Annotated in this window: 25 protein-coding genes and 1 pseudogene; 13 read left to right on the forward strand and 13 right to left on the reverse strand. The window is 66.3% G+C overall.

Annotated features, from left to right (window positions below; all coding sequences use genetic code 11):
- Positions 1 to 19: 19 nt before the first annotated feature.
- The 7 genes from V1460_RS25010 to V1460_RS25040 form a co-directional block, all read right to left on the reverse strand.
- The gene (locus V1460_RS25010; RefSeq protein WP_338675855.1) at positions 20 to 739 is read right to left on the reverse strand and encodes a uracil-DNA glycosylase family protein; all 720 of its coding nucleotides are present in this window, start codon (positions 737 to 739) and stop codon (positions 20 to 22) included.
- A gap of 120 nt (positions 740 to 859) precedes the next feature.
- On the reverse strand, positions 860 to 2,107 hold the full coding sequence (locus tag V1460_RS25015) for a methyltransferase domain-containing protein (protein ID WP_338675856.1): 1,248 nt from the start codon (positions 2,105 to 2,107) through the stop codon (positions 860 to 862).
- Positions 2,108 to 2,536: 429 nt separating this feature from the next.
- On the reverse strand, positions 2,537 to 3,679 hold the full coding sequence (locus V1460_RS25020) for a protein-L-isoaspartate(D-aspartate) O-methyltransferase (RefSeq protein WP_338675857.1): 1,143 nt from the start codon (positions 3,677 to 3,679) through the stop codon (positions 2,537 to 2,539).
- Positions 3,680 to 3,710: 31 nt separating this feature from the next.
- On the reverse strand, positions 3,711 to 4,571 hold the full coding sequence (locus V1460_RS25025; protein WP_338675858.1) for a radical SAM protein: 861 nt from the start codon (positions 4,569 to 4,571) through the stop codon (positions 3,711 to 3,713).
- 823 nt (positions 4,572 to 5,394) lie between these two features.
- Positions 5,395 to 5,952: a hypothetical protein gene (locus tag V1460_RS25030; protein WP_338675859.1), complete on the reverse strand. Its 558-nt coding sequence runs from the start codon at positions 5,950 to 5,952 to the stop codon at positions 5,395 to 5,397.
- Positions 5,949 to 6,248 (reverse strand): hypothetical protein, encoded by a 300-nt coding sequence (locus V1460_RS25035; RefSeq protein ID WP_338675860.1) that lies wholly within the window; start codon positions 6,246 to 6,248, stop codon positions 5,949 to 5,951. Before V1460_RS25035 ends, V1460_RS25030 begins: the two co-directional genes overlap by 4 nt.
- A gap of 152 nt (positions 6,249 to 6,400) precedes the next feature.
- Entirely contained in the window at positions 6,401 to 6,790 is a 390-nt protein-coding gene (locus V1460_RS25040; protein WP_338675861.1) for an ATP-binding protein, read from the reverse strand.
- A 362-nt stretch (positions 6,791 to 7,152) separates the two neighbouring features.
- On the opposite strand from V1460_RS25040, the gene V1460_RS25045 reads away from it, so the two are divergent.
- Positions 7,153 to 8,007 carry a helix-turn-helix transcriptional regulator gene (locus V1460_RS25045; protein WP_338675862.1) on the forward strand — a complete coding sequence of 285 codons (855 nt, stop codon included), beginning with the start codon at positions 7,153 to 7,155 and terminating at the stop codon, positions 8,005 to 8,007.
- On the forward strand, positions 7,946 to 8,245 hold the full coding sequence (locus V1460_RS25050) for a DUF397 domain-containing protein (RefSeq protein WP_338675863.1): 300 nt from the start codon (positions 7,946 to 7,948) through the stop codon (positions 8,243 to 8,245). The genes V1460_RS25045 and V1460_RS25050 overlap by 62 nt, the downstream gene beginning before the upstream one ends.
- A 62-nt stretch (positions 8,246 to 8,307) precedes the next feature.
- Here the strand turns inward: V1460_RS25050 and V1460_RS25055 are convergent, their stop codons facing one another.
- The 6 genes and pseudogenes from V1460_RS25055 to V1460_RS25080 form a co-directional block, all read right to left on the reverse strand.
- On the reverse strand, positions 8,308 to 9,459 hold the full coding sequence (locus V1460_RS25055; protein ID WP_338675864.1) for a methyltransferase domain-containing protein: 1,152 nt from the start codon (positions 9,457 to 9,459) through the stop codon (positions 8,308 to 8,310).
- A gap of 209 nt (positions 9,460 to 9,668) precedes the next feature.
- Positions 9,669 to 10,949: a tyrosine-type recombinase/integrase gene (locus V1460_RS25060; RefSeq protein ID WP_338675865.1), complete on the reverse strand. Its 1,281-nt coding sequence runs from the start codon at positions 10,947 to 10,949 to the stop codon at positions 9,669 to 9,671.
- Entirely contained in the window at positions 10,943 to 11,320 is a 378-nt protein-coding gene (locus V1460_RS25065) for a hypothetical protein (protein WP_338675866.1), read from the reverse strand. Before V1460_RS25065 ends, V1460_RS25060 begins: the two co-directional genes overlap by 7 nt.
- A gap of 352 nt (positions 11,321 to 11,672) precedes the next feature.
- Entirely contained in the window at positions 11,673 to 11,900 is a 228-nt protein-coding gene (locus V1460_RS25070; protein WP_338678402.1) for a hypothetical protein, read from the reverse strand.
- A 543-nt stretch (positions 11,901 to 12,443) separates the two neighbouring features.
- Positions 12,444 to 12,902: pseudogene (locus V1460_RS25075) on the reverse strand (IS5 family transposase); the annotation flags it as partial.
- A 554-nt stretch (positions 12,903 to 13,456) separates the two neighbouring features.
- Positions 13,457 to 13,966 (reverse strand): helix-turn-helix transcriptional regulator, encoded by a 510-nt coding sequence (locus tag V1460_RS25080; RefSeq protein ID WP_338675867.1) that lies wholly within the window; start codon positions 13,964 to 13,966, stop codon positions 13,457 to 13,459.
- Positions 13,967 to 14,392: 426 nt separating this feature from the next.
- Here V1460_RS25080 and V1460_RS25085 point away from each other — a divergent pair, with 426 nt between their 5' ends.
- The 11 genes from V1460_RS25085 (at position 14,393) to mobL (ending at position 25,684) form a co-directional block, all read left to right on the forward strand.
- Complete coding sequence (locus tag V1460_RS25085) at positions 14,393 to 14,785, forward strand: hypothetical protein (RefSeq protein WP_338675868.1); 393 nt, start codon at positions 14,393 to 14,395, stop codon at positions 14,783 to 14,785.
- A gap of 138 nt (positions 14,786 to 14,923) precedes the next feature.
- Complete coding sequence (locus V1460_RS25090) at positions 14,924 to 16,228, forward strand: hypothetical protein (RefSeq protein ID WP_338675869.1); 1,305 nt, start codon at positions 14,924 to 14,926, stop codon at positions 16,226 to 16,228.
- A gap of 58 nt (positions 16,229 to 16,286) precedes the next feature.
- A complete protein-coding gene (locus tag V1460_RS25095; protein ID WP_338675870.1) occupies positions 16,287 to 18,488 on the forward strand; it encodes a phage tail tip lysozyme in 2,202 nt (733 codons plus the stop codon).
- A 196-nt stretch (positions 18,489 to 18,684) separates the two neighbouring features.
- Complete coding sequence (locus V1460_RS25100) at positions 18,685 to 19,665, forward strand: hypothetical protein (protein WP_338675871.1); 981 nt, start codon at positions 18,685 to 18,687, stop codon at positions 19,663 to 19,665.
- Complete coding sequence (locus V1460_RS25105; protein ID WP_338675872.1) at positions 19,662 to 20,363, forward strand: hypothetical protein; 702 nt, start codon at positions 19,662 to 19,664, stop codon at positions 20,361 to 20,363. Before V1460_RS25100 ends, V1460_RS25105 begins: the two co-directional genes overlap by 4 nt.
- A 114-nt stretch (positions 20,364 to 20,477) precedes the next feature.
- The gene (locus V1460_RS25110; protein ID WP_338675873.1) at positions 20,478 to 20,903 is read left to right on the forward strand and encodes a hypothetical protein; all 426 of its coding nucleotides are present in this window, start codon (positions 20,478 to 20,480) and stop codon (positions 20,901 to 20,903) included.
- Positions 20,891 to 21,106, forward strand: a complete 216-nt coding sequence (locus V1460_RS25115; protein ID WP_338675874.1) for a hypothetical protein — start codon at positions 20,891 to 20,893, stop codon at positions 21,104 to 21,106. The genes V1460_RS25110 and V1460_RS25115 overlap by 13 nt, the downstream gene beginning before the upstream one ends.
- Complete coding sequence (locus V1460_RS25120) at positions 21,103 to 21,729, forward strand: hypothetical protein (RefSeq protein ID WP_338675875.1); 627 nt, start codon at positions 21,103 to 21,105, stop codon at positions 21,727 to 21,729. Before V1460_RS25115 ends, V1460_RS25120 begins: the two co-directional genes overlap by 4 nt.
- 10 nt (positions 21,730 to 21,739) lie before the next feature.
- Positions 21,740 to 22,264 carry a hypothetical protein gene (locus V1460_RS25125; RefSeq protein WP_338675876.1) on the forward strand — a complete coding sequence of 175 codons (525 nt, stop codon included), beginning with the start codon at positions 21,740 to 21,742 and terminating at the stop codon, positions 22,262 to 22,264.
- Positions 22,264 to 23,301 carry a hypothetical protein gene (locus tag V1460_RS25130; protein WP_338675877.1) on the forward strand — a complete coding sequence of 346 codons (1,038 nt, stop codon included), beginning with the start codon at positions 22,264 to 22,266 and terminating at the stop codon, positions 23,299 to 23,301. The genes V1460_RS25125 and V1460_RS25130 overlap by 1 nt, the downstream gene beginning before the upstream one ends.
- Positions 23,302 to 23,395: 94 nt before the next feature.
- The gene (mobL, locus tag V1460_RS25135) at positions 23,396 to 25,684 is read left to right on the forward strand and encodes a relaxase MobL (RefSeq protein WP_338675878.1); all 2,289 of its coding nucleotides are present in this window, start codon (positions 23,396 to 23,398) and stop codon (positions 25,682 to 25,684) included.
- Positions 25,685 to 25,721 lie beyond the last annotated feature (37 nt).

Below are 25,721 nucleotides of genomic sequence, written 5' to 3' on the forward strand. Positions count from 1 at the left end.
GCTGCGGAGAGCGGCACAGTCAGTCGCCTTCTCCGCGCAGAGCACTGAGGTACTTCTCGGCGAATTCCTCTTTCCTCGCCGCGTTGTATTGCGTGATGAAACGCGGGTGCTCCAAGGGCATGATCTTCCTGAAAAAGCGCTGGACCTCGTTCACCTTCGAGAGGAATTTGAAGTTCTCGCCACTGCCGATGCAGTAGCACACCGAGGTGTCGGTTCCAAATTCCACCTGACGTTCCAGGGAATCCACGAGGAACGCATGCAAAAGCTCCAGTAGCTTCCTATTCTCGTAGAAGTTGCAGTTGACCTCTCTCCCCTGGGCGTTCCTTCTCACCAGACCGAGAGGGCACACAAAGCTCATGACGAAGTCTGCGTAGAACCTCGTCCGGCCCCCGTAGCTCGCGATGACGTCGTGCAGGAACCCGGCGGAGGGCCGACTCACCGCATAGCCGTCGGCGACGTCGACTCCTGTGTCGCTTTCGAGGAGCTCGGCGTCTTCGAACGGGACCCCGGTCACGGCCGTGCCCCGTCGGGCGGGCGAACTCCCCAGCACCAGACGGCGCGGCCTGTCGTCGTCGTAGTACTTGCGGTAGAACGCAGTCGTCACCTCGTGGACGCGCTCCTTCTGGGGGCCGCTGAACGGGTTGATGACCGCGAATCCGCGTGGCAGTTCAAGCGTGGTCTCCGCGAGTTCCTCGTTGAACTGCAGGATCCGATCGGCAACGGTCTTTCGCCCGTTCATGGCAGAAGTCCTTCCTTCATGCTGGTCGCTCCAGACCGACCCGTCGCCCCGACCGTCTGCGATCCTCCGCGGAACCGGTGGGACGCCGCAGCCACGGCTGCCCGGAGGGCGGTGGCAACGTCAGGCAGCGACCGCCGACAGATAAATCTCGGTACTTGTTGGGAACATCCGGACATCTTTGAAACCGGCGCCGTCGAGCTCCGCGCCAATCCGATTGGCGGCGTCCATCCCACGGTAGAGGTCGACGAATTCAGTACCGGGGATGATCAGTCCCGGCACGACGCAGCCGCGCCGAGTGTACAGAAATCCGTTGGCCACTGAGACGATAATCACCGCACCAGGCTTCAGTACTCTGTGCGCTTGCACGGCCGCCGCAGACGTGTCGAAGAACGACGAGTTGTACGTCCTTAATGACACATAAAGATCGAAACTTTTCTCCGGTAGGACGGACAGGTCCTCGGCGCTGGAGACGACAGTTCTCGACTGCGGAATGCGTCCGCTTATGTTTGCAAGGCCGCTTTGCGCGATGTCGGCGAAGGTGATCTGCGGGCAGTCTGAAAAGAGAACTGCTGCTTCGTGGCCGGCGCCGACGCCGACGTTGAGGATGTTGACGGCAGACAGAAGCCGCGTGGACGACCTTCTGTAGACCGACATGAAGTCGTCGGCCCACCCCGCGTTGGTGGTCCGAGCGTCGTACGCGTAGTCATAGGTGCCGTACTTCGCGTCGAACGCTGCGGCCAGTGCGTCGCCTACGGCGCTGTCAGCCTCTTTGTACTCTGTCCCGTACCTCTGGCGGATGAGAGAGGCCAGCGCAACCCTCCCCCTGTGCGCGTTGACATCACTCCTGGACAGCGCGAATCCCTTCGATCTCAGCTCAGTGGACACGGCTTCACTGATGCGATGTGTGGAGTAGTGGGGGTTGCACTCGATGCTTTGCCCGCTCGCCGCGTAGAGGTCTCGGTTCTGCTCCAGGATCTCGCGCTGCAAATCGTCGGGGAAGCGGAGTACATGTCCTCGCTCGGTGGCTGGATCGCCATCGAGGTAGCTGGTCAGCGCGGGGTCCGGCAGGCCGATGTACACCTTGTCGATCCGCACGTCGTTCAAGAGCGCGGCCAGTTCGAACGACCCGGCCGCCGACAGGGTGTTGATCGTCAGATAGGCGCTGTGCGCGCTCGACGTCCTGAGTTCTTGAACCCTGCGCCGTAGAACGCGATACCAAGATGCACCGCGTACTTCACCCTCGAAGGCGGAGCTAATCAACTCGTCGTGCTCAGAAACGAGCGCAACGCCGACCCGTCGACCTGGCTGCGGAGCCTTTTGTGCAACGCCAATGACGTATTTCATCCAATAGGTACTGTTCAGGCTCATGTGGGCCTTCATCCTGTGCGAGCCGTGGAGTTGGGCGGACAGCGGGACAGCGCTGACCGGTGTGTGACCCTTCAACATCTCGGCGCCTGGGCGTGGGCGGCGTCCGTGGTCATGTGCCGCATCCCTGCGTGTCGGTGGTGATGACGGCGGCGTACGCGTATGAGGAGGGGGACACCTCATCTCCCGACCACTGCCCCGTGGGCACTACACCGGGAGCGGGGTGCCCAGGGGCGAGCAGCACGCGGATGGGTTGAGCGACCGCGGAAGGTGATACCGGCTTCGGCGTAATCCCAGCCAGTGCACGCATCGCCTGAGGCGTTGCGTCCCGCGCTGGCGTGGGTCACGGAGATCGTGCTGGCGGGCGGCAGTCACTCCCGTAGCGCGGTCATGGCTGCGAACCTGAGTGCCTGCTGACGAGGTCGGTGCGTACTACAGCGTCGCCGACCACCCGCCGCGAGACAGGGTGGTTTCGCCGTTCGGGGTGATGCTGACCCGGGCGCCGTACACGGGCAGTTCCCCGAGCCAGTTGAGGCGGTCGAGGATGTCCTCCAGGGGGTCCCACAGGCGGCGGGGGCCGCCCTGGTACACGGTGGCAGCTTCGCGGGGGGCGGTGGCGTGGGCGCGGGCCCACGAGCCGTCGGGATGGGTCATCCAGACGGTGTGGCTCCGGTCCGGGTGCCACCGGTGGCGGTGCTCGATGCCGGGGGTGTGGAGCTCGAGCATGGAGCGGATGCTCCATGCTTCCGGCACGAACACGAGCAGGTGGCGGCTGGTGGTCACCTCTCCGCCGCCGTGCTTCGCCTCCACCCAGACGGAGTCCGGGACGGTCTCCTCGTAGTCGTTGCCCTGGCGGGCGGACATGAAGAAGGCTGGCTCGAACGAGGTCTTGCCGCGGGCGCCGCCGTCCGGGGTCTTGTCGGCGTAGAGGATCAGACCGGTGCCGGTGATCGTGGTGACCAGCCGGCCGCCGGGGCGCAAGGCTTTCAGCCAGGCGGCCGGGATGGTCGGCACGGACACGGTGGACACGATCCGGTCGTACTCACCGGGCAGCGGCCCCTGGGTGAGGTCGCAGACGGCGGTCTCGGGGCGCAGCCCGATGGAAGCGAGCCGGTCGGTGGCGGAGGCGACGAGGTACGGGTCGACGTCGACACTCGTCACCAGATCGGAGCCGAGGCGTTGGCAGGCCAGGGCGGTGCCATAGCCCGTGCCGGTCGTCACCAACGTACGGCACCCGTCGACCAGTTCCGCGTGCCGGTACATCCCGATGACCAGGCCCGGCTCCGTCGAGGACGACGTCGATACCCCTGATGTGACGACGGTGCCGGGCTCGGCGTCGTCGGCGTGCAGGGCCCCGATCCGCGTCACCAGCGTGGTGTCGCTGTACGCGGCGGCGAGCCATGCTTCGGGGGCGGCCGCACCGTCGCGCACCACCCGGCCGCCAGCATTCTGGTCCCGCTCGTACCAGCGTGGCACGAGTAGGTGCCGGGGGGTGTCGGCGACGACGGCCCCCCAGCGGGATCCGGGCCGGTCGACCTCGTCGGCCAACCGCCTCGCGTGCATCTGCCAGTCCACGTCCGCTCCCTTTCTTCGTCCCCGAACGCCGTCAGCCCATCGGGCCACAGGAGCCGCCCCCGGACGAACTGTCGTCCGAAGGGCCGCAGTCCGGCCCGCACGGGTCCGCCGAAGCCCGAGCCGGGACGCTCGCGCACGCCTGCGCCCACTCGGGGCTGGCCAGGACCGACGCGAGCGGCACCTCCCGGACACTGCCCATCGCCAGGAAACGGCCGATCTCGCAGGGAGCCACCCGACCGTCAGGCAGAACGGCAGCCTTGCCAACGGCGCACCGCCCGCACAGCGACGACGTGGACGGCAGAAGGCCGCCGGAGGCGCGCCCGACCGCGCGGACCTTGTCGACGGTGGCGGCGACCCCGAGGGCCTCCATCTCGGCGCGGGCCTGCTGTGCCCGCTGGCCGTTGCCGTGGTCGACGATGGCGACCCGCAGCCTAACGCCCCGGCGTACCGCCTCGACGATGGATGCGCGCGTCGCCGCGTGGGACCCGTCCCGGCCGGTGATCGCGTCGTGCTCGGCGGCGGTATCGCTGTGATAGGTGGTCGCCACGCGCACCCGCGGGTCCTCGAAGAGGCGCCAGTGCTCGGCGCGGACCTTGTAGAAGTTGGAGTGGACCCGGACGTTCAGGCCGACGCGCAGGGCGTGTTCGACGAGCAAGGCGAACTGCGGGTGCAGGGTGGGCTCGCCGCCGATGAACGTCACGGTGCTCGTCCCGAGAGCGGCGGCCTCATCGATGAGCCGGTGCCAGTCGTCGGCCGTCATGCTGCCGTGGTCCCGGGTCGGTCCGGCCTCGGCATAGCACTGGGACGGGCAGGTCAACTGGCAGCGGGAGGTGATTTCCAGCGAGAGGTGATCGAGCAACGTGGCAGAGGGGCGTTCGTCCAGCACGGTCATCGGGTTCTCCCTGTATGTGTGGCCCAGCATGCCGGGCCAGGGGCGGGTGTGTGGGTGGAACGGGGCTGTTGCCGTGCCCGCCGACGTCGCGGGGGAATGAACCGCCTGCGGGCACGGGACCCACGGCTCCCTACGCCGCCGGGGGACGGCCTTCATCCCGGAACCGGCCCGTACGCGTGTCCGGCGGGCGCGGGGGTCATCAGCCGGATGCAGAGGAAGCCACGAGGTGGGCCATCTCCGCGCAGGCTCCAGCCGCGGGGGAGGAGACGACCAGTCGTAGGACTGCCGAACCGCACTGTGGTGGCTAGGACGAGCCGGACCGCTGCTCAGCTTCGAGGTCGTCCATGATTCGCCGAAGGCTGCGCGCGGTGTCCTCCACCGTTTCCCGTTTCTGAGGAAGGCCGGCCTGAACCAGGGCCCGCAGACTGTCCAGTTGCCGGTACAACTCGCGGTGAGTTACGTGACGCCTCCAGAACTCTCCCATCTGGAACAAGACCTGGTGGGCACGGTCGCGAAGCGTGGGGGGCGGTGGGTTGAGAAGTCTCTGTACATTGCGCTCGTAGTTGCTCCCCGCGCTACTGCGCCTTCTCCGAGCCCCCGGAAGTCCCGCGGCATGGCGTAGCCATTCGAGCCTATTTGTCACCATGAGATTCCCGGCTCCTCCACGTAGACGGTCATGTGTTGTCTCCTCGGCAGTTGACTGAAGGTGCAAAGGCACAAGCGCCAGCGCACGACTCCGGTCCGGGGCCCCACGCCGCCGCGCGCTCAGGTCAACCGCGGCAGCTTGGGGTCTTAGGCCGTGGCCGCCAGCGTCGCGGGGGAACTATCCGCCGGCGGGCACGGGGCCTGGAGGCGCGGTGATGCCGAGCATCGCCGCGAGGTCACGGTGCGGTGTGGGCTGCGGACGGTAGTACGCCAGGACATCTCGCAGCGGCTGTGTGGGGACCAGCCGATCACTCGCGGGTGGCCGCAGCCAGTAAGGACCTGGCGGGGCCTTGCGGTCGAGGGATGGCAAAGTGATCGTGTGCGGTGAGCCGAGGCACACGCCGAACTCGTAAGGCTCCCACCGGCCGCAGGTACCGGGCGGGACCAGCCAGTAGAGCCATCCGCTGTCAGGGTCCTCGATGACCGGACCGCACCCGCCTTGGATCTCGTCCATTGCAGCGAGGGCCGCGCGTGCCTGGTATCCGCCGCCTGTGATCACGACGTCGAACAGGGTGCCGCCGAGTCGTACGCGCGTATCCCGGCGTGCGCTGACGTCGAGCAGATTGCGGATGAGGGCCGCGAGATCCTGCATGTCTGCTGCTGGTTCGCACAGGGAATCGGCCAGCTCCACCAGCCGAGTCATTGTCTCGTGAACGTCGAACGCAGGTGCGGTCACGGTTGCCCCACCTTCGCGAGCAACGCCGCCCGGACGGTCTTGCCGACAGCGCCCGTGCGGAGAAACCACGCGACTTCGGCGCCGAAGCGCCGAGTTTCCCAGAGCCCCCGTCCCTGCTCGCCCCGGAGCGCTGCTTCAAAGTCCCTGAACAACGGGCTCGGGTCCTCAACGTCCAGGAGGAGACGCTCGGACTCGGCCACCCGGAGCCGAACCGCGAGACTCTGATCGGCAGAGCCCGGCGTCACTCCGTGGCGGACGGCGTTGTCGACCAACCGGTCGAGGACTGCCGTGGCCACGTCGATGCACCCCCGCCAGTCGAGGATGGTGAGGTGGGCCCGGGGCCTGATCCGAGCGATGTGCACTGCTCTGGCCGTGGCCGGGAGCGCGATCTGGGATCCGCGTAAGACCGGAGCGGCCACCGCGACGGGTTGCATGACGTCAGAGTCCTTTACGAGAGGGAGAGGGAACACCAGGTCGTCGTGCCGTCCGGGCTGGTGCCCCAGGCGTCGGCGATGGCGTCAACAAGGAACAGACCGCGGCCATGCTCATCGTCAGGAGTCACGTCCCGGAGCTCAGCGGGGTCCGGAGTGCCGTCGGCTACCTCGATCACGCACTGACCACCACAGAAGAGGACCCGGACATCGATGTCCTGCCCTTGGCCGTGCCGGAGGGCATTGGTCGCCAGTTCGGTCAGCAGCAGTTGCACGGTCTCGATCACGTCGGGCTGTGCCCACTGGATGAGTCGGCCGCGAATGAGCTGTCGGAGCCTTCCAGGCCAGGCAGCGTCTCGTTCGGAGAGGCCATCGGTGTCCTCGGAGGGGTCTCGCTGGATGGACATTTCGAAGGCCGGCCTGACGTCGTCCCGGTGAGTTGGTGACGCAGACGTCATGTCAGACCTCCAAGCGGTCCCGTGCGTTGCGGCGCAGCAGAAGGAAAGTCGCACTGTTGTGCCACATTTCTCTGCTTGCCTCTCGCAGCGTGTGTTGGCTCAACTACCGTGGCGGTAGGCGGCATTGAGAAGCAACTGGATCGCCGCTGAAAATTCAGCGGAGGCGTAAATGGACTATGCCAGAACCTGCACAAGGGGCTGCGGTGAGCGCTCAGCGGGTGTCAGACTCTGCGCAGGGTCGTACTCAACCAGCGCAAAGACATGGGGGTGGTGCACAGGTGGGGGCGAAGCGAGGGGCAACCGGGCGGCGCTTGGAGCTCGGCATCCAACTCAGACAGTTGCGCGAGAACTGCCCGCCCGTCGAGGACGGCAGGGCCCGGGGGATGACCCGCAAGGCTGCCGTACGCGGACTCAGGGCGTTGTCCGAGGCGTCTCTCGCGCGGGTCGAAAACGGCGAGCTCAACTTCCGGCGCAACGTCGGAGACCTGCGCACGCTGTTGAAGCGATACGCCGTGGATGATGATGAACTGATCGAGCAACTGGTTGAGCTGAATCGCGAGGCGCCGAACGATGAGTGGCTCACTCAGTACCGGGCATTCATGCCAGCGGGCATGCCGCACTACGTCGGCCTGGAGGCGGAGGCCAACGAGATCTTGGCCTACCATCCGACCGTCGTATATGGCCTCCTACAAACAGAGCACTACGCGCGTGCGCTGTTCGAGGTTCAGCGGCCCGTGGAGGACACCACCAGCGAGTTCATCAACCGCAACGTGGACCTTCGGATGGACCGTAAACGCAGAGTCCTTGAACGCGATGACGTCCGCCTGCGCGTGATCCTCGGCGAGGCGGCCCTGTGTATCCCCGTCGGCGACGAGGCAACTATGCGTGACCAGTGCCGCGAGATCGTCAAGCTCGCACGCGAGGACCACATTCAGGTCCAGGTCCTGCCCTTCAAACGCGGCTACCGAGCCAGCAACGACTTCGCCATCCTGGACCTCGGCGAACTTCCCTCGCGGGTTCAGACCGACAATGCGTGGGGGGCCGTGTCCACCTCGGACAAGCCCCGCGAAGTCGACCGGTTCACACGCCGGTTCAACGCGATGGTTGGGGCCGCCCTCGGCCTCGAAGAAACCATCGAATTCCTGGAAGCACTCACCGGAAAGTAGCGGAGCCATCAACACTCACCGACAGCACCAGCCCTCGACTGCGACCGCCCCGGAAAGCGCCTGGTACAAGTCCTCGTACAGTAGCGACGGCACCGGCAACTGTGTGGAGGCAGCTGACCTCCCGGCCACGGTTGCCATCCGTGACTCCAAGGACAAGCAGGGGCCCGCCCTCGTCTTCCCGCGCCGCTCATGGCATTCCTTCGTGGCTGGTATTCGCGAGGAAGCCTTCACGGCCTGACCAGCAGCACAGCGGATGGCCCCCTCAGCGCCATTGAGGGGGCCATCCAACTCTTGGCGGCGTCAGGCGGCCTGATCGGACTGATGGTGCGAGCTCTGCAACGGCTCCCATCGTTGACGGCCGCCCTCTCCGTCCTCGACCCAGAGGTACTGCGCATCGGGCGTGCGGGTCATCCCGAAGTCGTACAGCGACGGACTGCCTGCATGAACCCAGCGCTCCCAACCTACGGCGATCTCATCTACCAGGCGCCGTGGCCCGCCCTGGGACGCCACAGCCGCGCCGCCTTCGGGGCCAGTCACGGAGATGGTGGCCCAGGATGAGTAGCCGTCGTGCACCCACGCCATCGGACTGCGGTCCGTCCGGCTGGTGATTCGGATGTCCGGCAACAGCACGCGGAGCGCGAACAGGAGGCTGCTGTCCGCCAGACCTTCTACCGCTCGCGGGAAGGGGCTTTCGGTCTCGACTTGCCCGTTCCGCGGGATCTGGTCCCACTCCCTGCCCTGGTCGACGCCCCGGCTGGGCATGAACATACCCAGGCCCTGCACCCAACCTGAAGCGGACTGCCCGTCGTCGGCGACGGTGAGCGCGACATGCCCGAGACGTCCCCAGGGGGTGACGATCCGCCCGCCAGGCCGGGTCTGCTCCACCCATGTCCACGGCACCGTTTCCACCGCATAGGTCGCGATGATCCGGTCATACGGCGCACCCGCCAGCCAACCGGCGGCCCCGTCACCGGCGTGTACATCGACACCGAGTCCCGCAGCGTCCAGCCGTTTGCGTGCTTCGGCGGCCAGGGTCGCGTCGACCTCCACGCTGGTGACGTGCCCGGGTCCGGCCTGCAGCGCGAGGAGCGCGGCGTTCCAGCCGAGGCCAGCCCCCAGTTCGAGGACCCGGTCCCCGGGGGCGAGCCTGAGCGAGTCGAGCATGTCGGCCACCACCGAGCCGCAGGACAGGCTGGAGGAGGGCAGGCTATCGGTGATTTGGGTGATGGTTGAGTCGTACGGGCTGCCGTAGATCGCCGCCGCCCACTGGTCAGGTTCTGTGGTCCGTTCTACGGCCGCCCATTGGTCACCGTTCCAGACCCACACCAGGTCAGGTGCGTACTCGTGCCGGGGTGCTCTCTCCAGCATGGCTGGACGGATCCACATGGAGGAATCAGGCCAGCAGCCGGACGCCTCCATGTGGTCAGCCCAGCGGCGGGCTTCGGTGTCCATCAGCCCTTCTTGTGCTTTCCGTCTGACGGAGGCGGAGACGGTACCTGACCGTCAGAATTGCCAGGCGGCGGCTTGCCTTGCGAGGGGTCCGGAGACGGCCTGGCGTGCTGGCCCACAGTGACCTCCTGGTCTGCATGAGTGACGACAGCGATCGTCCCGCATACCAGGGCAACTCGCCAGTACTTCCCCCTCGGTGACCGAAAGTGGCTTCACGGAGCGGCTGCTTCGAACTGGCCATAGAGCGGTACCGCGTCGAGCGGGTCGTTCTTGCTGGTGTCGATGGTGCCGTCGGGCCGGTTGTAGACGTCGTCGGCGAGGGTGGATTCGGCGCTCCAGTCGCCGGCGGTATTGCGCTCCGACAGCGGGACTAGGGCCTCGGCCATGTCGGTGTTCGGTCCCGCCCGCAGGCTGTGGGAGGTGACCTTGAGGCCGTTGATGAGGGCCACGCCCGCGGCCTCCGCGCGGGCCTTGACCATCTCGTTGACGGCCCGGCCGGTGAGGAAGAGGCCCCGCACGGTCGCGTTCTTCCGACGCTTGAGGTTGCCGGTGGTGGTCAGGGCGCGGAGGAGCGGCTTGGTCGGCAGGTACGCGGGCTCACCGTCCGCCGGGTTCTGGTCGTGCTCGGTGGGCTCGCGCATTTCGCGCAGATCAGCGAGCCAGGCGCGTACGCGGGCGACGATCCGCAGGTCGTCGCGGTCGCGGATGAAGCGCCACCGGCCCTTGCCCTTGCGGCGCGTCTTGCTCTTCGCGGTCCACACCCACACCCCGTCGGTGTCTACCCGGATCTGCTTGACCAGCAGGTCCGTGACCTCGATGGAGCGGTAGAGCATCCCGTAGTGCAGGACGAGCATGGCCGCGTCGCGGCGCCCGATCCGGGTGCTCTCGTCGATCTCGGCGAGCACCCTGACCAGGTACTTCATGGTCAGACCGGCCGACTGCTCCTTCTCTCCTCCGGCCGGGATGAATTCCTCCAGCCGATAGTCCTCGATCATCTCGCGGACCAGGGAGGCGTCCGGCCGCACCCCCTTCGGGTACCAGGAGACGATCCGGGAGCAGTAGGCGAGCAGACTGTCCGGGCTGTACCTGCTGCCGTCCGGCTTCCCCGTCTCCATGAGGTAGCCGAAGTACGCGGCGACGTTGGCCGTCGTGGTGGTGGGCCGGGCGACGCGCCCCTCCTTGATGCACCACTGCTCGAAACGGGTGCGCGTGGAGTCGCGGTTGACCCGGGTGGTGCGGGCGCCGCGCTCGGTGATCCGCTTCTTCACACTGGGCGGGACGGTGATGTCCTTCGCGGTGAAGGGCGGGTCCTCCTCGGCGCGCGGCGGCAGCTCCCCCTCGGCGAGGATGGTGTGCCGGGTGACGCGGAAGGCGGGCGCCGACTCGACATCGGCGGCGGCGGGCAGCCGAGTTGAGGCGTCGTCGTCGACGAGTTCGGCGTCGACGACTTCTCCGGTAGCGGCCACGTCGAGCGCCGCCTTGGTCGTCACCACCCCGCGACGGCGGGTTCCGGCTGCGGCTGGTCCGTCCAGGCGGAGGCGCGGGTGGCCAGCTCGTCGGGGGCGAAGTCGTACCGGTAGTCGGGATGCTGGTCCCATCCGGTGGCGATGTGGCGCAGGGCCTGACCGAGACCGTCGATGACACCGATCTGCCAGTCATGGCGGCGCCACGGGGCGGTGACCGGGTGAAGTTCGTCGTAGGCGGCGAGCAGGGTGAGGACTCCGTCGGTTACGGGCCCGTCCTGGCCGGCTTCGTGCATCCGGGCGGTGACGAACGCCACCAGAGCCTCATCGACCGCGAACTGCTCGGGGTCGTGGGCGTCCGGGACGCCAGGCTCTACATGGTTGGCCTCATGAAGATTCAAAGGTTCACCCTTGCTGACGCGGGGATTTCCTGACCATCCCTCACTACCTCGTATTCTGCCAAGAATAGGAGGTAAGGACAGCCTTGCTCGGCGACATGAGCCCCGGTGACCGCTTTCATCCAATCGAGGCGTTTACTCACGGAACCCAGTCGTTCGGCTTTCCGTCTCGGTGAACCTAGTCGGGCGGGCAATCGCACTGGGGGTTCTAGGTGGCCGTACCGGCTGTCAGGACTGTTGAACAGTCCTGACAGCCGTAGGCTCGTGCGGGTCAAGCGCCGTCTGCTGCGGCTCCGTCAAGTGCGGGGCCGAGTTGCACCCTGCCTCCTCATCGGGGACAGCTGGAGTTTTCCTCTCAGTAGCCCGGCGGGGCGTTCCCGGGCATCGACGGGGTACCGGCCGGGCTCTGATGCGTCGTCGGTACCTGCACGTCGTCAGCGGTGAGCTCCGGCCCGAGAATCACGTACAGCAGCCCTATGACCGCGACGCCGACCAGGATGGCGGCGCCCTTCTTCTCGTCCTGGTAGGCGACCCAGGTTGCAAATCCCCCCAGGGCCAGCACAACAATGACCACAAGGGTCATCGGGACCTCCCAAGTCCAGACCCCGGGCCCGCTCGCCGCGAACGGCCAGAACTCGGCGAGTGGGCCCTCCCCCACCACGGAATGTGGCTTGCTCTGCACTGTAAGCACACGCCAACAGGCCCACAGGGGACGGCCCCCCTGGTCAGGGGGGCGAGTAGAGCACAGCGGCATCACCCGCCACAGGGGTGGCAACATCCTTTGCTCCGCGCCCTCTTTGCCCGTGCGTCTCATTGAGATGACGTCCAGCCAGCGAGTCCGCGTGCCTTCCATGGTGCTTTCGTCTTCCTCGAAGACGTGCCAGTGATACGGAGCGGCGGATGCCCCGGAGAGGTCAACGATGCGGGGTCGATCACCATCCCGAGGGCGGGTGACCGGCCCAGGGCCGAGGGCCGTGTGCGGCGGCCCGGAGGGCCAGCCCTGTCCAAGGCAGCGGCCGCAGCTTGTCCCGTGACAGTCGGTCTTTGAACCGCCCCGTGTCAGGTAGAGACGCTCGAACTGCGGGCTGTCGCGCCGCTGGCCCGCCGTTACCAGCAGCGACAGCGGCTTCTGGCCCTGCTCGCACGCCAGATGGATCTTCGTGGTGAAGCCACCGCGGGACCTGCCCAGCCCATGATCGTCTGGCTCGTGGCCGACCCCGCCGGGCGGTTCCTTCTGCCCAGCACCGTTGCGGCGGGCACCGGCCGCATGCTGATGGGCCCGGCAGACCGTGGAGTCGACGTTGACTTCCCAGTCGATCAGCCCGAACGAGTCGGCCCTCGCCTGCAACAACGTCAGCAGCCGCGCCCATACGCCCTGGCGCTGCCACCTACGGAACAGTCCGTAAACGGTCTGCCAGGGCCCGTACTCACACGGCAGGTCACGCCACGGAACACCTGTCCGCACCCGCCACCGCACACCGTCCACCAACATCCGCCGGGACGCCGACCTGCGACTCACACCAGCGGCAGGCAGCAACGACTCCAACACCGACCACTGCTCATTAGACAGATCCCCACGCCCCACACCATGATCATTACAGCGCGAGGCGTGAACCGGAACCCCGACCTAAAACACGGCCTAGCCCGAGGACGACTCAGCGACACAGGACAGCCCTCTATCACTCCGTCAGTGCCGACTACGGCATCCTCAATGGTCGGCGGGTGATCAACACCTTGACCACCCGCCCGTGATCGCACTCCTGCTGTAGCGCGGTCAACGTCTCGACCGGACTCCGGGGCGCCCTGGCCCGGGCGGTCGCATACCGGCTGCCTAGCGGAACTGCGGGGTGCCGGTGAACTGCTCGTCGCACGCGTCCACGAGCTGTTGCAGCATGGTGCCGAAGAAGTCGGTGTCGAGGTCCTGGACCTGCCAGTCCTTCGCCTTCGGTCACGCCCCCCTCGGCGGCCTTGGAGATGGATCCGTCGGTGCACGGCTTCCACAGTCTGCGAGTTGGTCACGTCACTCAGGCAAGGCGAAACGGCGCGAGCACCAAGGAGACGTGCGCGCCCGCCGGTGGTGGGAACCCGAGACGGTGAACGCCTGCGACCGGGAATGCAGCCCGGCCGCCCACAACAGCGTCACGCGCCTGGACCTGGGCCATCCCCGGCCGGCTTGTTGTGGGCATCACGCATCCGGGTGTCGAGCGCGGCCTGGGTCTCAGGGGCGAGCTCGTAGTCGCCGGCGGCTTCCGGGTTGATGTCCAGCGCATGCGAGCGGAAGGCCTCCCGCTCGGCGGAGAGTTGCTGGATGGTCTGGGTGATCCGGTGGACCTTCTGGCGCAGCCTCTCCCACTCCTGCTCGGCGAGGGCGAGCTCGGCGAGCTGGTTCTGGATCTCAGCCTCGTTTTCCCGGGCGTAGTTGTCGCTAACCAGTGTGATCAGGGGAACCCCGAGGGCCTCGGCAGCGGTGACCGCCTCGTCGAGCCTGACCGCGCGGGTCTGCTGCTCGATGCGTGTGATGGCGGTGGAGTCGACGTTCGTGCCGAGCAGTGCCGCCATACGGCGCGCTAGCTCTGCCTGGCTGATGCCGAGGCGTTCGCGTTCCTGGCGAAGTCGGCGGGCGAAAAGGTCCCCGGGCAGTGGGTTCATGGCGGTTTGGCACTTCCTGGTCGAGATCGCGATCGACGGGGTGTGTGGGGGTGGCCCGCCTCGGAATCGAGCAGACCGGGCGCCGCAGCGGTGCTGGAGCGGCACATTACACACCCCGCACTGCGGATTCCACAGGCATCCGCCATGACCCTGCGGTCGCGCACCACGACGCCGATTCGCCTCGCTTTCAAGCATCTTTCGACTCTTTGTCAATAGACCTTTCACGCGCCTCTGTGGTTCATCATTTGAATGGGGTAGATTGGTCACTGTTGATGCGCACGTATACGAGCCGGTAGGGGGAGCCGACAGCCCACCTAATGATCACTCTGGCTCCTATCGCTGCCCGACCGGGTGATGGACTGCGCTTGTTATGTTGTGACTCACTGTCAAGCCACCGAATGATTCGAAAGGCGAGAGGAAAGAACTGTGACGAAGATCTACGAGGCAGCCGTCCTCACACATGCCTCCCTACCAGGTGCAGCCTGGGACCTGACCAGCTTCCTGCAGAACGCCAAGTCCCAGATTCAGCTCTGGGGCGGTCTTCTGCTCATGCTGCTCGGTGCTGTCGGCCTGGTCTGGGGCGGCGTGCTCTTGCTCAAGAAGCTGATGGCCAACCCGCAGTCCGCGGGTCAGCAGCAGGGCTGGGGCACGATCGCGCTCCTCGTTCTCGTCGGCGGAGCCCTGGGCACCGGCGGTTGGCAGCTGATCTCGACGGTCGGTTCCGGCGGCCAGCAGACCATCACGGATCTCGGCGGCGGCACGGTGATCGTCCGGACCGCCGATCAGTTCAGCGGGTTCCTGAGCCGCCTTTCCAAGTAAGAGGCCGTCACAGACCGTGCACACGACCGGGGACAGAGGCGTCGAGCGAACCGGGTCGGTTGAGGTGCAAGGCCTCTTCCGGCCTGGTTCGCCATATCCGGGCCCGCAGCACGGTGCAGGCGCGAAAGAGAGCAGAGCATGGGGATCAAGGACAAGGCACTGGCCTTCAGCAGGAAGTTCAAGCTCGACTCGCACCACGCGATTGAGCGTTTTGGGGTGCTCTTCGGCATCTTCGCGGTCACGGGCGCGATCGTGATCAGCGCATCGGGGGCCTCGGCGTACCAGGCGGAGCGTGACTCGCTGTCGCAGACGGCGCTGTACACCAGCGACTTCAAGACGTCGAAGACGAATCTCGACGGCACCGTCGACGGGGTCTACACCAACGAGAGCGGCAACAAGGCGCTCGTGATGATGCACTTCAGTCCGACCGCTCAGATCTCGTACAACGCCGCGGACTACAGGGCGTTCCTGCTCGGGTCGGACACCTCGCTGAACAGCGAGCCGGTCAGCACCAGCGGGATCAAGGGCTCCTTCTACGCCTTCGGCTCGACCGGCTACATCGGGGTCCTCCTGAACGCCGACCGGCCCTTCGACCGCCAGGTGTTGAACCTGACGGTCCGTGCGAACGTCGAACTCACCACGCCCGGAGCGGAGCAGGCGCAGAGCAGCGGCAAGCTGGTTGGCGACGAGACCTTCTCCAAGTACGACCAGTGGCGGGTCTTCTTCAACCCCGGCGCATCCGGGGTCCAGAAGATCGCGGCGCTCGACGCTCTGACCTTCGATCCTGCGCAGGCCTACTACGAGGTCGCACTCAAGGAGAAGGAGGCCGAGGCCAGGGATGCCCTGGACCAGAAGCTCGTCGAGATGCGCACGAATCTGACACAGATTCAGTCGTACACCTCCGACCTGCAGACGACGAAGATCGACGGCCTGTTCCTGCGTCCGCCGACCGTCCCGGTCTCGATCGCCACCGACAAGATTACGGGGGTCTCCGCAGCCGCGGCCGAGGACGGCGTCTCGACGCTGGCGCTGCAGACCAGGCACGTCGTCTCCTGCGGCTTCGACCTCAACTGGCGTTCAGGCAACGTCTACGACGGCTACCTCGACGCCCTGGTGCCGGTCGGCCAGAGCTACGCCCAGTTCTTCACCAAGAAGCGTGACGGGGGCTCGGATCCGACGAGCCAGCAGATCTCGGACATGCAGTGGATCCTGTCGGACGGCACCAGCCTCACCAAGGACTACCAGTCCTCTGACGTGACGATGCGCCCGCTCATGAACATCATGAACAACCTTTCACAGGCGTATCAGAACTACTCCCGGAACAAGTCACAGTACGAGTCGGATCTGTCGCTTGACCTGCTCCGGCTGGACGTGAGCCTGCGGGATGTCCAGACCAACGGCACCATTCGCGACGACAAGGAATTCCTCACCACACTCCAGTGAGTGCTGCGATGAAGTGACGCATCCCACTACCTTGCATTGATTCGGAAAGGAAAACGACATGGCCACCGACAAGCCGCATCGGAGTCCCAAGAAGGGGGCGACGAAGGAGCAGCCGAGCACGTCGGTGAGTCAGGAGATGCCCCGGCAAGGTCGCGGGACCAAGAAGCTCGGCCCAGAGCAGGGCATAAGGGAGCCTCCTGAGGACAAGGTCCGCGTGCCCAAGCAACTCCCCCGGCGGGGAGTTGATTCTCCCGGTCCTTCTGGCACGGCGAACACTGCACCGAAGGCGCCGGAGGCCGCGCCGAAGATGCCGGACGCGGCAGACACCGCAGGCGAGGCGGCGGGTGCCGCGAATGCCGGTGCGAAGATCCATCAGGGCTTGAACGGCGTCGCCGGGAATCTGGCCGGAGGCGCGACCCGGAAGGCGATCGAAGGAGACGGCAGCAGCGCGACCCGTCGTCACGCCGGGCGCTACGCGGGAGCTGCCGTCTCCGGTGCCGTGTCCGGCGCACAGGCTGGCGGGCTTCCGGGAGCCGCCATCGGCGCAGCGAAGAACGTCAGCGTCGAGGGGGCTCAGGACGCGGTCAAGGGCGTGTCCAAGGTGACCGGTGGCAGCCCGGACGCCAAGTCCGCCGACCAGCGCGAGCTGGGTGCAGGTGGCACGGGCTACGAGCGCGGTGCGTCGAAGGCCGACGAGGGTCTGGGCTCGAAGGCGGTCAAGGGCGTCGCCGTCGGCGGTGGCGCGTCTGCCGCTCCGCCGGCCATAGGCATGGTCATGGCCATGGCCTTCCTGAACTGGCTCAAGTCCATGTTCTTCGCAGCCATGGCGATGGCCGTCAACGCCGGGAAGCTGCTGTGGACGCTCATCGTCAACATCGTTAAAGCGGTTGGTCATGCGATCGCTGCGCCGTTCATGGCAATCGGCAGCTTTATGGCCAAGGGGGCGGGCGCGGTCCTGGGCGTCACCGTCACGGCGACGATGACACCTGTAGCGGCGGCGATGTCGGGTGCGGTCGCGACGACTGCCACCGTAGCCCTGCTGGGCGCGGTCTTGACCGGCGTCCTCAACTCGACGGCGCTGACCGAGGGCAGCATCAACGCGAACGGGACGGCGTGCGTCGTCAACGCGGGTAGCGTCGGCAACGGTTCTGGGGCCACCGTCCCTGCGGACGTAGAGAGGAACGCCAAGGAGATCTACTCGGTACTCAGCAGCTGGGGGATGCCGAAGGCGAACATCGCGGGCATCCTGGGCAACTGGTCGCAGGAGTCTGGGATCGACCCGACAAGTGTGCAGAACTTTCCCACGAGGACTTATGCCATGACCGTCGCAAAGGCCAGCGCCGCGCAGAACACGGACAACGGCATCGGGCTTGGACAGTGGACGTTCGGCCGCAACACGCTGCTGCGCCAGTACGCGAAGAGCAGGGGCGTCGACTGGTTCACGATCAAGGCGCAGTTGGCTTTCATGGTCGATGGTGACAACCCGGGCGATGTCACGGTCTTCAAGGACATGCTCAAGAAGTCACAGGGCTCGCCGCGCGCGGCGGCGCTGTACTTCCACGAGAACTGGGAGCGTTCCGCTGACGGCGCAGCCGGGCTCACCGCACGGGGCGACAACGCCGAGATGTGGTTCGGCAAGATGAGTGGCTGGTCGGTCGACAGCTCGATCGTGGGCGGCGTCGAGAGCATCGTCGGCGGGATCATTGAGAACATCGCGAACGGAATCAACACGATCCTGGCGAACTGCACCTCCAAGGCTGGTAGTTCCGTCTCACTGAAGGACGGCGGGATGACGCAGGACGAGGCCCAGGCCCTCGTTGACCTCTTCAACAAGGAGGGCGACAAGTTCCTCGACGACCGGTACGGTCCGCGCGGTGGCCCCGGCTCCTGCGGTGACAACCATGCGATGAACTGCGTGAGCTTCTCGACCTACTTCGTGAACAAGTACACGACGTTCCAGACCTACCCGGTCGGCGACGGCAAGGAGACGGCTTACACGATTGCGAGGGTTACCGACAAGCAGATGTCCTCGACTCCGACGGCCTACTCGGTGGGCTCCGCCCCGGGCAGCATCCCCGCCGGCCACACTCTCGTGGTACTCGGCATCCAGGGCGACAAGGTCATCCTCGGCGAGGCCGGCTACTGCGCCTACATGGGTCGGGTCCGCGTCGACAGCGCGGCGCGGATGGCGGCCGAGGGCTGGAAGTTCGTGGACATGTCGGACTCGATGCTCCCCTCCGACAAGATCAAGACGGTCTGATGCGCTGCATCTGATCCGGGAGCGAGAAGCCGGTGCCGGGCGATCCGGGCACCGGCTTCTTCATGTCCGGTGCAGGCCGTCGTGCCAGCTTCACCTTTCGGCACTCTTATTGAATGGATTAAGACTCGGTGGTGAATCTCTTTCGATATAGGCTTGAGTCGTTTATGAGAGCAACGTGGAGTGAGGAGAGTGTTCGGTGACGACAGTCCATGACGCGCCCGAAAGCACGGGCCCCGAGGAGACCGGGCCGATGCCCGAGGAGAAGCCCGCGGCACCGAAGACGCACAAGAAGCTCACCGGAGCTGAGCTCGAAGAGCGCTTCGCAGGCTGGACGATGCGCCAACGCGAACGGGTCCAGGCCCGTGCTCCGGAGGGCAACGCGCGTCTGTTCCGCCGCGGCGTCACCGCGGTGATGGGGGCCGGGATCCTCGCCCTGGTCGTCGCCACGGGCGTAACCGGCGAGAGCTACAAGACGAGCACGGCGGACAACAAGGCCCGGATCGTCCAGCTCAAGGGGCAGTTGGACGATGCCCGGTCCACGCCTGCGAAGGCGGACGTCGGCGCGCGGTTGTCCAAGCTCACCGAGGCGGCAGCCGTCGACGCGAAGAAGGTCGCGTCCGGGGAGCAGGCCTTCGCCACGTTGTACCACCAGGCCGGCGTTCAGCCCAGCCCGCGCAACGGGGCACCGAACCGGGCCACGCTGGAGATCATCAAGCACCGCCGGGACATGGCCCCATTGTTCAGCAAGAGCTCCTTCCTGGTCAGTGACAAGGAGGCGTACAGCACTTCGTCGCTGACGCCGTTCGATGCGACCACCGAGATCGATCCGCGCCACGCCTGGTACATCCGCTACGCGGGCCAGAACGCAGCTGCCCCGAGCACGTACGCGTGGAAGGTCGAAACGGTGATGCCCGATCTAAGAGTGAAGGACGGCTCGGGCGCGACGAACGAGGCAAAGGTCGTCTGGCTGTGCCGGGACACGAAGAGCGGCGAGGTGCTCGCCTGGGCGAGCGCGCGCTACGTGCGCAACGGCACGGCGGGGGCCTTCGATCGCTTGGCGCTCGTGGTGACCGCGGCCGGTGCTCAGTACGAGAGCCCCGCGATCAAGATGCCGGCCGGGTCCGGAGCCCCTGAACTCAGCGACACGGGCACACAGAAGAAGGGCGGGAAGCGATGACGGAGCAGACGGCAGCACCCACACGACGGGGATTCTTCCGGCGCAACGTCTCGGTCCTGGCGACGGCAGCGGTCCTCACGGTCGTCGCGACAGTTGCCAGTGTGACTTGGAGCAGCCAGCACGCGGCCCTGGCTGAGCAGGAAGCCCAGGTCAACGATGCCGAGGGACATCTGGCAGGCATCCAGAAGAGGAATGCCGAGCAGGTGAACGCGGACGTTATGGCGGCCCTGGGTGTCAGCCGGAACCGGCTGAGTGCCGACAGTGAGCGCATCAGGTCGCTGCTCTCGATGGCTTTCACGTGGGACTCGGGACAGAGCTACGAGGCGGCGCGCGAGGGTCTGAAGAGCCGGTTCGGTCTCATTGAGAGCGATATGTTCCTGAGGTCGTTCATGCCTTCGTCGAGATTCAACGAGGACTCCCAGGGGCGGCGTTACTACTACATCGACACAGTCGGCCTGAACTCGGCCCTCGGCGCGGATCCGGACATCGAAGTCGTTGACGTCAAGGCGGGTGTCTACACCTACGCCGCCCTGGCCGATATCGAGGTCACCTCCGACGCAGCGAACCAGAACAAGTCGAGCAAAGCCAGTGTCACGGCGCACCGGCGCGCGCTGCTCTTCGTCACGTTCGACGCCCGGGGCAAGGTCTCGAATCTCTCCGGCATCCCGGCAAGCGGCGAGACCCGCCATTCCGGATAGACATGACTCCCTTTCGACTAGCCTCATTGATAGAGTTGCACTGACATTCAAGTGAAGCGGTGAGTTGAGGACCAATGGAATCGACACAGATCGATGAGTCAGGTGGGAGCGCATGTGGGTGCGCTGCTGTGCTTCGTACTCTCCGCGGGGTTCTCCGGCGGTCATAGCGCGGTGAGCGATAGGGCTGCATCGGAGATCTCCTCTCTGCAGGAGCAGATCAGGATCACCGAGGCGAAGACGGCGGCGCTACCGAAGGCCGACGACGCCGAGCGTGGTCTGACCGCGGCTCTGACGGCGGCTGGCCAGGTCGCCAAGCTGCAGAACGACTACCGCTACCTGACGCCCAGCGTGGCGGCAGACGGCGGCACGCTCGTCACGGCGACGAGTCAGTCGACACTGCGCAACCTCATCCCCTACTTCACGCCCTCGGCGCACTGGACGAACCTAAAACCGTGGTACCTGCTCGCCAGTGACAAGGGCGTGGCAGCCGGCGTCGGGATCCCGATGAGCTTCAGCTCCGGCTTTGAGTGGGCCGCCTAGGTGCCCTACCTAGTCAACGACGACAGCACCATCGCCGCGACCTGGCTGGCGATGGAGACCAGGACCGGTACGGGCGAGAAGCCGGCGCACTGCTGGCCTGGGCCCGCGCCGACTACGACCTGGTCCGCAAGTCGTTCGTGAACATCCAGACCGGCACGACGGCCACCGGCGAGGCCCTGAAGCAGGAGGTGACGGCACCATGAAGGGGGAGATCAAGGACAAGTTGCGCCGACCCGCCGGGAAGATCCTGCTCGGCGGTGCCGGGGCGCTGCTCGTGCTCTGGGTGGTCACGCTCGGAACCGGCCTGCTCAGCGACGGCCCGGCCGCGTCGGACACCCAGGCCGATGCGGTTGTTCAGAAACTCGAAGGCAACCTCGGCGACGCCCAGGCCAAGCTCGCAACACAGCACACGGCGCGGCTGGTTCAGCTGCCCGGCATGGACATCGAGCGAGTGAACCGTGACAGGGCGACGGGCCGGTCCCTCCTGCTCAGCCTCACCGACAGCTCGACGTCAACCCGGACCGTCAAGGAGCAGCAGGTGCTGCTCGACGCGTGCCACGGCTTCCTCGACCACAGGTCCCGGGTGCTCACCATTCGTACCAGAGTGTGTGAGTCGGCTGCAGGACCTGAACTACTCGCACACGGGGGTGGCTCGGCTCGATCCAGTCCGCGTCGGACCGGATCAGAACAGCGCTGCCAAGAGCGAGTTCCTGGTCTTCACCTACTCCACCTCTCACAGCGAGGAACAGCCCTCCCCCAAGCCGACCGGGTGAGCAAAGCGGCCACCGCTTCAGCACGCACCCCAGAGGACCCCGACGAGACATAAGGACACGAACATGTCGACCCAGACCCTGGAGAAGACCGAGACGACCGCCCCGACAAGCACGGCCGTGACAGCGAAGAAGACCATGGCGAAGCCCGCGAAGGAACAGAAGGACTCGAAGCTGCGCACCGGATGGCGGCGTCTGGCCCCGAAGAAGGAGACCGGCAGGTTCTCCGTTGTGGTGTGGGCGGGGTTCTTCCGGGCCATCATCATTCTCGCCGACTACCTGCTGGCGTTCATCACGGCCACGGTCATCATTCCGCTGCTGGGCGCATGGCTGCACCAGCAGTCGGGCGCATCCCGGGGTGCGCTCAGTGCGGACGGAACCATCGCCATGTGGCTGATGCCGCTCCTCTTCCTGGTCGCACTGCTCGCCGCGGGCGAGATCGTCGTGATGCGCGGCATGTGGCGCTGGGCAACGCGGATGATCGCGAAGATCCGGCACGCCCGGGGTGAGTCGACCGGCGCTGACGTCACACCGAAGTCCACGACCAGGACCACCAACCAGAGCAAGACCAACGGCAAGAGGAGCAAGTGATGCGCACCGCAGGACTGACGATGAACGACGTATGGGCCCACCGTGTCCTGCGTGAACGAGGAGTGGAGACGTACCGGCTGGAGGGGGTGACCGCCGAGCTCGGCGTCATGGTCGAATCGCTCGACCTCAAGCACCGGGGCAAGGAGGAGAACTACCGCCCCTATCTGCACATGGCGGGCGAGCTCCGCTCGGTCACCCCGGCCAAGGCCCTGCCGTTCGGCATCTCCCAGGTGACCTACTCCCCCGGCCAGGGCGAGAAGGTAGACGCCTTCTACGAGTTCGACGACGAGCAGCTGGTCGTGCTCGCCAGCAAGGGCTACTTCACGAGCGGCTTCGCAGTGCCCGAACAGGTCACCGGGATCGAATGGGAGCTGCCGGCCACGGCGGACATGCTCGTACTCGCTCCGTCGGGGGCGCAGACCGAAGGCGATGTGCCCGTGGTCTTCACCCAGATCCACGACATCGGAGGCCTAGAGATCGATCTCGAGTCCAGCGGCTACGACCTCGCGGGCTACTTCGCCGACCACGCCAAGGACGGCGTCCCGCGGGCTGAAGCCGTAGTCGATGCGCGCGGGCTGAAGGCACGCTCGGACGCGATCAACTCGCTGTTCACCGAGGACGAGCTGGGCCTGGACACCGAGGTCAAGCAGGTCGTCGGAGCGCCCGTACCTGAGGCAGCGCCGGTCGCTGACAGCATCAGCGCGCGTCTGCAGCAGATCGAGGCGGAGATCGCCGCCGAACGGGAGCAGTACCAGACCGAGCGCGCGAGCACCGAGGGCACCACGGAGAACCTCTACCGGGATCGCGTGGCGGCAACGTTGCAGACGGCTGAGGAGCCGTTCACTCCCCCGGTTCCGACCTGTGAGGCGCAGCGCGACCTGAACCTGGATCTCTTGGAGCGAGAGGAGCAGGAGCAGGAGTCCCGGCGGCGTGAGGTCAAACCCGTTCCGAGTCTGGACGAGCGCAAGCGCCAGGTGGCCCAGCGTGCGGCCGGTCTGGATGTCGGCGAGGACGGCGAGCAGAGCCTGGGGTCTTGAGGGCGGATCAGGCATGACGAGCGCGGCCCCGGTTGCTGGCGAGCGGCAGCCGGGGCCGTAGTGCATCGGTACCGAGACAGGAAGGAGAGCGACGATGGGCCTGAAGCAGGACATCGTGATCGTCAATGAGTTCAGCGTGCCACTGCCCGGCGGCAAGGGGTCGCGCGGTGCGACGCCGGGTGACTACGTCACCCGGTACATGGCCCGCGAGCAGGCAACCGAGTCGCTGGCTCCGATCCAGCGCCTGCGCACCGACGACTTCATCATGCGCTACATGGCGCGGGAGTCCGCCGTCGAGCGCGCCTGCATCTCGCGGAGTGCGGCGAAGCATGAGATGCGCCAGGCCCAGGGCGACGGCGGTGTGGCCTTCGGCTACGGCTCAGTCTCACTCTCCGATGAGCAGCTCAAGGCGGCCAGCAAAGACATCCAGCACTACTTCGACGCTGGGCACACCGTGCTCAAGACGGTGCTGTCCTTCGACGAGGAGTACCTGAGGAAGCACCGCATCGTCGATCAGGACTTCCACTGCGAGGCACGCGGCGACTACCGCGGCCACATCGACCAGATGAAGCTGCGCATGGCGATCATGCACGGTCTGGAGCGGATGAGCTCGGGCACCGGCGGCTTCGACGACCTGCGCTACGTCGGGGTCATCCAGATCGACACCGAGCACGTGCACTGCCACCTGGCCATGGTCGACGCCGGCCGGGGCCAGGTGACGAAGACCGGTACGCAGCGCGGCAAGCTCCTGGACCGGCACAAGTCCAGGCTCCGCCGCGGTATTGACGCCTGGCTCGATGAGAAGCAGGCGGTGGCTCATCTCTCCAGCGCCGTCGGCTACGAACGGCGCAACGTCACCACCTTCATCAAGCGGTGGGCTCACGAGCGGATCCGCGCCGAGTCCCTGCCGCAGTTCCTGCTTGCTTGCCTGCCAGCAGACCGAACATTGTGGCGCGCCGGCTCGAATGACGCCCGCATGCGCAAGGCGAACCAACTGGTGACCGAACTGGTGAAGGAGCAACTCGACCGTGCCGGGTCCCCGATGCCGGAGGCGATGGAGCGCATCGTCGACTACGCCAACGAGCGCCGCGCGAAAGAGTCTCTGAGCACGGAGGAATGGCAGAAGCTGGTCGAGCGGGGACGCACGCAGATCATGGAGCGCGCCGTCAACGGCATCTACCAGATGCTGCGGGCCTTGCCGGAATCGGAGCTGCGGGTGCGCACGCCGATGCTCGAAGTCATGGGGATGGACTACCAGCAGATGGCGGCGCTCGCCGCGGACCGGCAGGGCGAAGACGAGAATGCTGAGGCCGACTTGCTCTCCTTCGGCTTCCGGCTGCGCAGCTACGCCTCACGCCTGCAGCATCACCGGGAGAAGGCCGGGGTCTACCGCGACCTCACACGCCAGTGGGAACAGGCCGAGAACGCCGGCGTCGCCGCCGAGGACTCGCGCCCGCTCTACGACTTCTACCGCTTCGAGGAGAACTACCACCGGCGGCTGATGAGCAAGTACCGGCACTTCCTGCCCTTCCTCGGGGACGCCGGCCAGTGGTACGAGCAGCAGCAGGACGTGGCGACCTACGGCCAGCGGCTGCTCTCGCTCATGGCGCTGCGCGCGGATGCCTCCCTGCAGCAGACGAAAGACCCTGAGATGGCTGAGAACCTGGGCCGGACGATCTACGATCAGCCCGGCGGCCGACTTCTGACCGAAGGCAACCGCGGCCGGGCGGTGCTGGATGCGCGCATCCGGACGATGAAGCAGTCCTATGACCAGAAGCTGGACGGCCTGCGGGCTGATCTCGCGTCCTGCGGCCTGGTGCTGCGCGTGGGGCCGAGCGCCGATGACCAAGCGAGTACCGAGACCGACGCGGCCAGCACGGACTTCAAAATCGTCGCCGGTGCCGCGTATGACTTCGACGAGGTCAAGGCTCTGGACCTGCACCACCTGGGCTACGACTTCGTCACCGACGTCGCGATCGGGCCGCACGCACACCATACCTTCGCCGAGACGACCAGGAACCGCCGGCGGCTGCTGCTGGCGGCGATGGACTACCTGGACCAGTCCGGCCAGGCCGAGGCGATTCCCGATCTGCCGGTGGACGATGTCGCGGCGATGACACGGGTCTCCCAGGAGCTGACACCTCAGCAGACGGACGAGGAATCCAGCACCCTTGTGCTGCGCTCCCGAATCGCGGAGCTGCGCGCCGAGCGCGAGCAGGCCGAGCGGATGCGGCGATCCAAGGCTTCGTCACTGGACGCCGACCTCGCCGTGCGGGTCCAGGCCCAGGTCGACCAGGCTGTGATCACAGCGGACGCCGGAATCGAATTCGACTCGCAGCAACCCACTATCCAGACTGACTTTCGGAGCGAACAGAAAGACTAGTCGCCGATCTTGTCGAATGCTCTATGAGAGTATTAGC

The organism is Streptomyces sp. SCSIO 30461 (genome assembly GCF_037023745.1).
Lineage (GTDB): Bacteria > Actinomycetota > Actinomycetes > Streptomycetales > Streptomycetaceae > Streptomyces.

Bases quoted from the DNA above. Each gene is read 5' to 3' on its own strand.
- V1460_RS25070 (WP_338678402.1), bottom strand. From the start codon at position 11,900: ATGACCCTTGTGGTCATTGTTGTGCTGGCCCTGGGGGGATTTGCAACC.
- V1460_RS25010 (WP_338675855.1), bottom strand. From the start codon at position 739: ATGAACGGGCGAAAGACCGTTGCCGATCGGATCCTGCAGTTCAACGAG.
- V1460_RS25120 (WP_338675875.1), top strand. From the start codon at position 21,103: ATGAAGGGGGAGATCAAGGACAAGTTGCGCCGACCCGCCGGGAAGATC.
- V1460_RS25090 (WP_338675869.1), top strand. From the start codon at position 14,924: ATGGGGATCAAGGACAAGGCACTGGCCTTCAGCAGGAAGTTCAAGCTC.
- V1460_RS25095 (WP_338675870.1), top strand. From the start codon at position 16,287: ATGGCCACCGACAAGCCGCATCGGAGTCCCAAGAAGGGGGCGACGAAG.
- V1460_RS25125 (WP_338675876.1), top strand. From the start codon at position 21,740: ATGTCGACCCAGACCCTGGAGAAGACCGAGACGACCGCCCCGACAAGC.
- V1460_RS25025 (WP_338675858.1), bottom strand. From the start codon at position 4,571: ATGACCGTGCTGGACGAACGCCCCTCTGCCACGTTGCTCGATCACCTC.
- V1460_RS25015 (WP_338675856.1), bottom strand. From the start codon at position 2,107: ATGAGCCTGAACAGTACCTATTGGATGAAATACGTCATTGGCGTTGCA.
- V1460_RS25055 (WP_338675864.1), bottom strand. From the start codon at position 9,459: ATGGACACCGAAGCCCGCCGCTGGGCTGACCACATGGAGGCGTCCGGC.
- V1460_RS25130 (WP_338675877.1), top strand. From the start codon at position 22,264: ATGCGCACCGCAGGACTGACGATGAACGACGTATGGGCCCACCGTGTC.
- V1460_RS25080 (WP_338675867.1), bottom strand. From the start codon at position 13,966: ATGAACCCACTGCCCGGGGACCTTTTCGCCCGCCGACTTCGCCAGGAA.
- V1460_RS25040 (WP_338675861.1), bottom strand. From the start codon at position 6,790: ATGTCCATCCAGCGAGACCCCTCCGAGGACACCGATGGCCTCTCCGAA.
- V1460_RS25105 (WP_338675872.1), top strand. From the start codon at position 19,662: ATGACGGAGCAGACGGCAGCACCCACACGACGGGGATTCTTCCGGCGC.
- mobL (WP_338675878.1), top strand. From the start codon at position 23,396: ATGGGCCTGAAGCAGGACATCGTGATCGTCAATGAGTTCAGCGTGCCA.